This window comes from Brevundimonas diminuta 3F5N (assembly GCF_900163625.1).
Classification (GTDB): Bacteria; Pseudomonadota; Alphaproteobacteria; order Caulobacterales; family Caulobacteraceae; genus Brevundimonas; species Brevundimonas diminuta_A.
Map to the genome: position 1 here is coordinate 53,673 of NZ_FUIE01000081.1, position 6,734 is coordinate 60,406.

The window sequence follows — 6,734 nt, forward strand, 5'->3', positions numbered from 1 at the left end:
CGCGGGGTTCAGCGTGGCGTTAGTTGACTTTTAACCAGAACACTTACAGAACACCATCAACGGTTCACGCCTTGTTCTGGATTCTGCGCCATGCTCACGAAGAAACAGCACGAACTCCTGATGTTCATTCATGAGCGCATCCGGGAGACGGGCGTTTCGCCCTCCTTCGACGAGATGAAGGAGGCGCTGGATCTGGCGTCCAAGTCGGGCATCCACCGCCTGATCACGGCGCTGGAGGAACGCGGCTTCATCCGCCGTCTGGCCCACCGCGCCCGCGCGCTGGAGGTGGTGAAGCTGCCGGAACAGGCGACGACCGCTGCTCCGGCCAAGGGCCGCGCGCCGTTCAAGCCTGACGTGATCCAGGGCGGCGGACTCAATCCGCGCCCGGCCGCCGCCGAGGCCGCCAACGACGTGCGCGACCTGCCCCTGCTGGGCAAGATCGCCGCCGGCACCCCCATCGCCGCCATCCAGCACGAGCGCGAGCGCCTGCCCGTGCCGGAATCCATGCTGGGCGCGGGCGAGCACTATCTGCTCGAGATCGAGGGCGACTCCATGATCGAAGCGGGCATCCTCGACGGCGACACCGTCATCATCAAGCGAGTCGAGAACGCCTCTTCCGGCGAGATCGTCGTCGCCCTGGTCGAGGGCGAGGAAGCCACGCTGAAACGCCTGCGCAAGAAGGGCCAGTCCATCGCCCTCGAGCCCGCCAACAGCGCCTATGAGACCCGCATCTTCGGCCCCGATCAGGTCGAGGTTCAAGGCAAGCTGGTCGGCCTGCTGCGCCGGTATCATTGAGGCGCGCCGCCCTGTGATTTCCGCTCATCCCGGCGGAGGCCGGGACCCAGCTCTTTGGCTTCAAGCAGGGCCGTTTGAAGTTGCCTTCCCTCTAACCTGAACGCCAGCGCGGTTCTTATTGGATCCGGCCTCCGTCGGGAGAGCGGGTTAGGATGGAGCCCCGCTCCACGGTCGCCGTCCCCGCACCTTCGCCGCCCACAAAGCGCGCCAGCCGCCGGCCTCATCCCGCCACAGCTCTACCGAGCCGCCGCGCGCATGGTCGGCGCCGTCCAGCACCAGCCGCCCCTCGCATGACGGCGGCAGGACCGCGACCACGGCCCTTACGCTGACCACCTCCGCACTGCGGCACATCTGGTCCATCTGCGCCTCGCCCGGCGTCGCCTTGCCCCACCACAGGGCCAGCGCGTTTTCCCCGCCGTCGGGCGCGCAGAAGGACCGCTTGCAGGTCCAGCCTTCGCCCGGACGCCCGACCGCCTCCAGCCCACGCCGCCGGGACCACAGGTCGCTGGCGAACTGGCGCACCACAGGCCGTATCACGACCGCCTGTTCTCCCTGCCGATACGCCCCATTGGCCCCGCCGTCGCCGATCCAGACATCCGGCGGCGCCGGGCGCGGCCAGATCAGCACCGCCGCCGCAAAGGGCAGCCCCAGCCAGCGCCACCGCCCGCGCCACAGACACATGAACAGTATGCCCAGGAAGGCCACCGGCAAGGCCGCCGCCGGGGCGCTGGGGATCGCCTGAACCGCGCCAGGCAAACCAGCCGCCCAGTGCCCGATCGCCAGCATGACATCCACCGACTTCCCCGCCAGCCACAGGAAGGGCGCGCCCAGACCCAACGGCTCCAGCGCCGCGCCCAGCGCCAGGGCGGGCATCATGACGAAGTCCGCCAGCGGCGCCGTCGCCAGATTGGCGATCAGCCCATAGACGGCCGTGCGGTTGAAGTGCTGCATGGCGAACGGCCCCGTCGCCATGCCCGCCACCAGGCTGGCGGCGCAGGCGGCCAGCAGCCAACTGCAGAACCTCTGCACCGCGACGATGGGCCAGGGCGCGGCGAACTCGCGGATACGGCGCGGCCAGACCTCGACCAGGGCGACCAGGGCCGCCGTCGCCGCGAAAGACATCTGGAACCCCGGCGTCACCACGGCCTCGGGCCGCAGGAGCAGGACGACGAAGGCTGCCGCCGCCAGCGCCCGCATCGTCACCGCCTGCCGGTCCGCCAGTACGGCCAGAAAGGCGATGGCGGCCGTCACCGCCGCCCGCTCGGCCGGCGGCGGCGAACCCGAAATGACCAGATAGGTTCCGACCGCGATCAGACCCGCGATCGCCGCGACCTTCTTGCCCGACACGCGCAGCGCCAGCCACGGCCAGGCCGCGACCAGCAAACGCACCGCGAAGAAGACGAAGCCCCCGACGACCGCCATATGCAGACCCGAGATCGACAGAATGTGCGCCAGGCCAGAATCTCGCATGGCGTCCAGATCCGGGCTCTGGATCCACGTTTCATGCCCCGTGGTCATGGCCGCCGCCACCCCGCCGGTCCGCTCGCCCAGACGCGCCACAATCCGCTCGGCCAGGGCGTAGCGCACGGCGTTGACCCGCATCGCCATCCGCACGCGCCAGGGCGGCGGCGCCAGATCGGCGAGCCGCGTCGGTCCCAGGGCGAACAGCGTCCCGCCCATGCCCTGGAAATAGGCGTTGCGGCCGAAGTCATAGGCGCCGGGGCTGGCGGGCGGCGGCGGCGGGTTCAGGATGCCGAAAACGCGGATCGCCGCGCCAGGCGGCGGCGGCGCGCCCTTCACTGTGACGCGCAACCGTTCGGGCGTCGCCTCGGACGCCAGGCCCCGCACCCGCACCGGCGCCACGACCACCCGAGCGCCGTTCTGGCCCGGCGAATCCACGTCCATGACCCAACCTTCAAGCTGCGTGGGTTTCATGTCCGCGGGTGCGATAGGCGCCGCGACGGCCACAGCCCTCAGTTTGGCGACCGCCAAACCGCCGCCGAAACAGGCCAACATCAGCAGAGCCAACGTCCCCCAACGCGGCAGGCCCCACATGCGCCCGACGATCCAGGCGCCCAGCAGCACGACAGCCGCCGCCGCCAGCGGCCACGCCGCCGGTTCATCCTTCAGCGTGAAATAGGCGGCGCACCCTGCGCCGAAGCAGACGGACGACCACAAGGGCCAGCGATCCGCCTGCGCACGCACGTCATCGCCAAGACTGTCAAATAACCGGGCCACAAGGGTTCGCTTCCCCACGGGCGGGCGTATAAGACCCTGCCCTATGGACCCTGCCTCTATGACCTCTCCTTCCTCGACCGTCGTCACCCGCTTTGCCCCCTCGCCTACAGGCTACCTGCATATCGGCGGGGCGAGAACCGCGTTATTTAATTGGCTGTACGCCAAGGGACGCGGCGGCAAATTCCTGATCCGCATCGAGGACACCGACCGCGAGCGTTCGACCGACGAGGCTGTGAAGGCCATCTTCGACGGCCTGTCCTGGCTCGAACTGTTCGGCGACGAAGAGCCGGTCTTCCAGTTCGCCCGCGCCGACCGTCACCGCGATGTGGTCAATGAACTGCTGGCGACCGGCCACGCCTATCGCGACTTCCTGACCGCCGACGAGACCACGGCCCTGCGCGACCAGGCCAAGGCCGAGGGCCGCGACTTCGTCTCGCCCTGGCGCGACCGCGAGCCGTCCGTCGACGACCTGGCCAAGCCGCACACGGTGCGCTTCCGTCGTCCGCTGGATCAGGCCGTCGCGGTCGATGACGCGGTACAGGGAACCGTGCGCTGGGACTCGGCGTCGCTGGACGACCTGGTCATCCTGCGTTCGGACGGGGCGCCGACCTACAACCTGGCCGTGGTGGTGGACGACCACGACATGGGCGTGACCCACGTCATCCGTGGCGACGACCATCTGAACAACGCCGCGCGCCAGAGCCTGATCTACGACGCCCTGGGCTGGACGCGGCCGACCTTCGCCCACATCCCCCTGATCCACGGCCCGGACGGCGCCAAGCTGTCCAAGCGTCACGGCGCGCAAGCGGTGCACGAATACGCCGACATGGGCTATCTGCCCGAGGCCATGCGCAACTATCTGGCCCGGCTGGGCTGGGCGCACGGCGACGACGAACTGTTCAGCGACGAGCAGGCTCTCGCCTGGTTCGACCTGACCGGCGTCAACAAGGCCCCCGCCCGCCTGGACTTCGACAAGCTGGCCCACGTCAACGCCCACTGGCTGCGTCTGGCGGACGACGACCGCCTCGCCAAACTGACCCTGGACGCCCATCTGACGCGCGGCCGCACGTTGCAGCCGGATGACGAGGAACGGCTTCTTCGCGCCATGCCCTTCGTCAAGGATCGCGCCAAGACCATCCCCGAACTGGCCGATCAAACGGCATTCGTGTTGCAGGTGCGTCCGCTCGCCTTAAACGAGAAATCCGCCGGATTGCTGCAAGGCGAAGGCGGCCAGCGAATTTCACGACTGCGTGAACGACTGGGTCTTTTCCAGAGCTGGGACGTCTTTGCTCTGGAAGCCGAGCTTAAGGTCTTCGCCGAAGAAGAAGGCGTAGGCTTCGGAAAAATCGGACCTTCCATGCGTGCCGCCTTGACGGGCGGCTCGACGTCGCCAGATATCGCACGCACTCTCTGCGCTCTCGGGCGCGACGAAAGTCTCGGACGCTTGGATGATGCGCTGCAACAGACTAAGTGATCACCCATAACCAACTCAGGCCGTCCGCCTCCCCGCGCGCCGGTCGAAAGAAGAACAAGGGGCCTAGATGACTGAACAAGCGAAACCCGCCGGCTCGGCGACCCTGTCCTATCAGGACAAGAGCATCGAGCTACCCGTCCTCTCCGGCTCGACCGGCCCGGACGTCATCGACATCCGCAAGCTGTACGGCGGCACCGGCGCCTTCACCTTCGATCCCGGCTTCACCTCCACGGCGGCCTGCGAATCGGGCCTGACCTACATCGACGGCGATGAAGGCGTGCTGCTGCACCGCGGCTACCCCATCGACCAACTGGCCTCCAAGTCCAACTTCCTGGAAGTCTGCCACCTGCTGCTGCACGGCGAACTGCCGAACGCCGCCCAGTTCGAAGAGTTCGAGCAGAGCGTCACGCGTCACACCATGCTGCACGCCCAGTTCGACCGCTTCTTCGAAGGCTTCCGCCGCGACGCCCACCCAATGGCGATCATGGTCGGCACCGTCGGCGCCCTGTCGGCCTTCTATCACGACAGCCTGGACATCCACGATCCGGTCCAGCGCAACATTTCGGCCATCCGCCTGATCGCCAAGATGCCGACGATCGCGGCCCGTGCGTACAAGTACCACATCGGCCAGCCGTTCATCTCGCCGCGCAACGACCTGTCGTACGCCGAGAACTTCCTGCGCATGTGCTTCGCCGTGCCGGCCGAGGACTATCACGTCGATCCGGCCCTGGTGCGCGCCATGGACCGCATCTTCATCCTGCACGCCGACCACGAGCAGAACGCCTCGACCTCGACCGTTCGCCTGGCCGGCTCGTCGGGCGCCAACCCGTTCGCCTGTATCGCCGCCGGCATCGCCTGCCTGTGGGGCCCGTCGCACGGCGGCGCCAACGAAGAGGCGCTGAACATGCTGAAGGAAATCGGCACCCCGGACCGCATTCCTGAGTTTATTCAGGGCGTTAAGGACAAGCGCTACAAGCTGATGGGCTTCGGCCACCGCGTGTACAAAAACTACGACCCGCGCGCGAAGGTCATGCAGCAGTCGGCCTATGAAGTGCTGGCCGCCACGGGCCGCGAGAACGACCCGCTGTTCCTGGTCGCCAAGGAGCTGGAACGCGTCGCCCTGCAGGACGAGTATTTCACCTCGCGCAAGCTGTTCCCGAACGTGGACTTCTACTCGGGCATCACCCTGTCGGCGATGGGCTTCCCGACCACCATGTTCACCGTGCTGTTCGCTCTGGCGCGCACCGTGGGCTGGATCGCCCAGTGGCAGGAAATGATGGCCGATCCGTCGCAGAAGATCGGCCGCCCGCGTCAGTTGTACACCGGCCCGACCGAGCGCGACTACGTGCCACTGGCCCAGCGCGGCTAAGCCGTCGCACGACGCGAAACACCGAAACGCCGGGGCGAAAGCTCCGGCGTTTTTTCTTGGCCTTGCGAAAGGTCAAGGCTCGACCGGTCAGGACGGGCTAAGGGATGGTTCTCCCTGCTCTCCATGAGGATTCGCCATGCAAGGCTATCTCGACGACATCGAACGGGCGACGCTCGACAATGACGACTTCCGCCGGGTGCTCTACACCGGCCGCCACCTGCAACTGGTGCTGATGACGCTCCAGCCCGGCGAGGAGATCGGCGAAGAGGTCCACGAGGGCCACGACCAGTTCTTCCGCATCGAACAGGGGCAGGGCCAGATCATGATCGACGGCCTGTCGCGCCCGGCCGAAGCCGAGTCCGGCATCATCGTGCCCGCCGGCGCCCGCCACAACCTGATCAACACGGGGACAGAGCCGCTGAAGCTCTACACCCTGTACGGCCCGCCCGAGCACCGCGACGGCGTGATCCACCCGACCAAGGCCGACGAAGCCGAAGAGCATTTCGACGGCAAGACGTCGGAATAGGATTTCACATTGAAGGGAGTGGTAGGCGGCGACGGGTTCGAACCGCCGACCCTCTCGGTGTAAATCGGCTCGAGGCCAATTTCAGGCCAACCCAACGCTGTTCACATCTCAAGAAAAACAATAAGTTGGGCGGATTTCCCATTTCATCGCATTGCATTGATGTTCAGGCAGTGGCGTTTCAAATGCCCCACCAGCGCCCCACAAAATGAGCCTCCGCACACCAACTGGGAGCCTCATCGACGACCGACCCGGCGAGGTTCGCTTACCCCCGGTCTCTAATACACAACTGACGCTGCCGACGACTCCTTACGTGTAGATCTCGGTGGACGCCG

At 66.9% G+C, this 6,734-nt stretch carries 5 protein-coding genes; 4 read left to right on the forward strand and 1 reads right to left on the reverse strand.

Features of this window, described 5'->3' with window-relative positions; genetic code table 11:
* Positions 1-90: 90 nt before the first annotated feature.
* Complete coding sequence (gene lexA / locus FM111_RS14585; protein ID WP_087141651.1) at positions 91-795, forward strand: transcriptional repressor LexA; 705 nt, start codon at positions 91-93, stop codon at positions 793-795.
* Positions 796-942: 147 nt separating this feature from the next.
* Here the strand turns inward: lexA and FM111_RS14590 are convergent, their stop codons facing one another.
* Complete coding sequence (locus tag FM111_RS14590; protein ID WP_256968349.1) at positions 943-3,000, reverse strand: ComEC/Rec2 family competence protein; 2,058 nt, start codon at positions 2,998-3,000, stop codon at positions 943-945.
* Between the two features lie 91 nt (positions 3,001-3,091).
* Here FM111_RS14590 and gltX point away from each other — a divergent pair, with 91 nt between their 5' ends.
* From gltX to FM111_RS14605, 3 genes are all read left to right on the forward strand, one after another.
* Complete coding sequence (gltX, locus tag FM111_RS14595) at positions 3,092-4,507, forward strand: glutamate--tRNA ligase (RefSeq protein WP_087141653.1); 1,416 nt, start codon at positions 3,092-3,094, stop codon at positions 4,505-4,507.
* A gap of 67 nt (positions 4,508-4,574) precedes the next feature.
* Positions 4,575-5,876, forward strand: coding sequence for a citrate synthase (gene gltA / locus FM111_RS14600; protein WP_087141654.1), 1,302 nt, complete (start codon positions 4,575-4,577; stop codon positions 5,874-5,876).
* A 136-nt stretch (positions 5,877-6,012) separates the two neighbouring features.
* A complete protein-coding gene (locus FM111_RS14605; RefSeq protein WP_087141655.1) occupies positions 6,013-6,402 on the forward strand; it encodes a cupin domain-containing protein in 390 nt (129 codons plus the stop codon).
* Positions 6,403-6,734 lie beyond the last annotated feature (332 nt).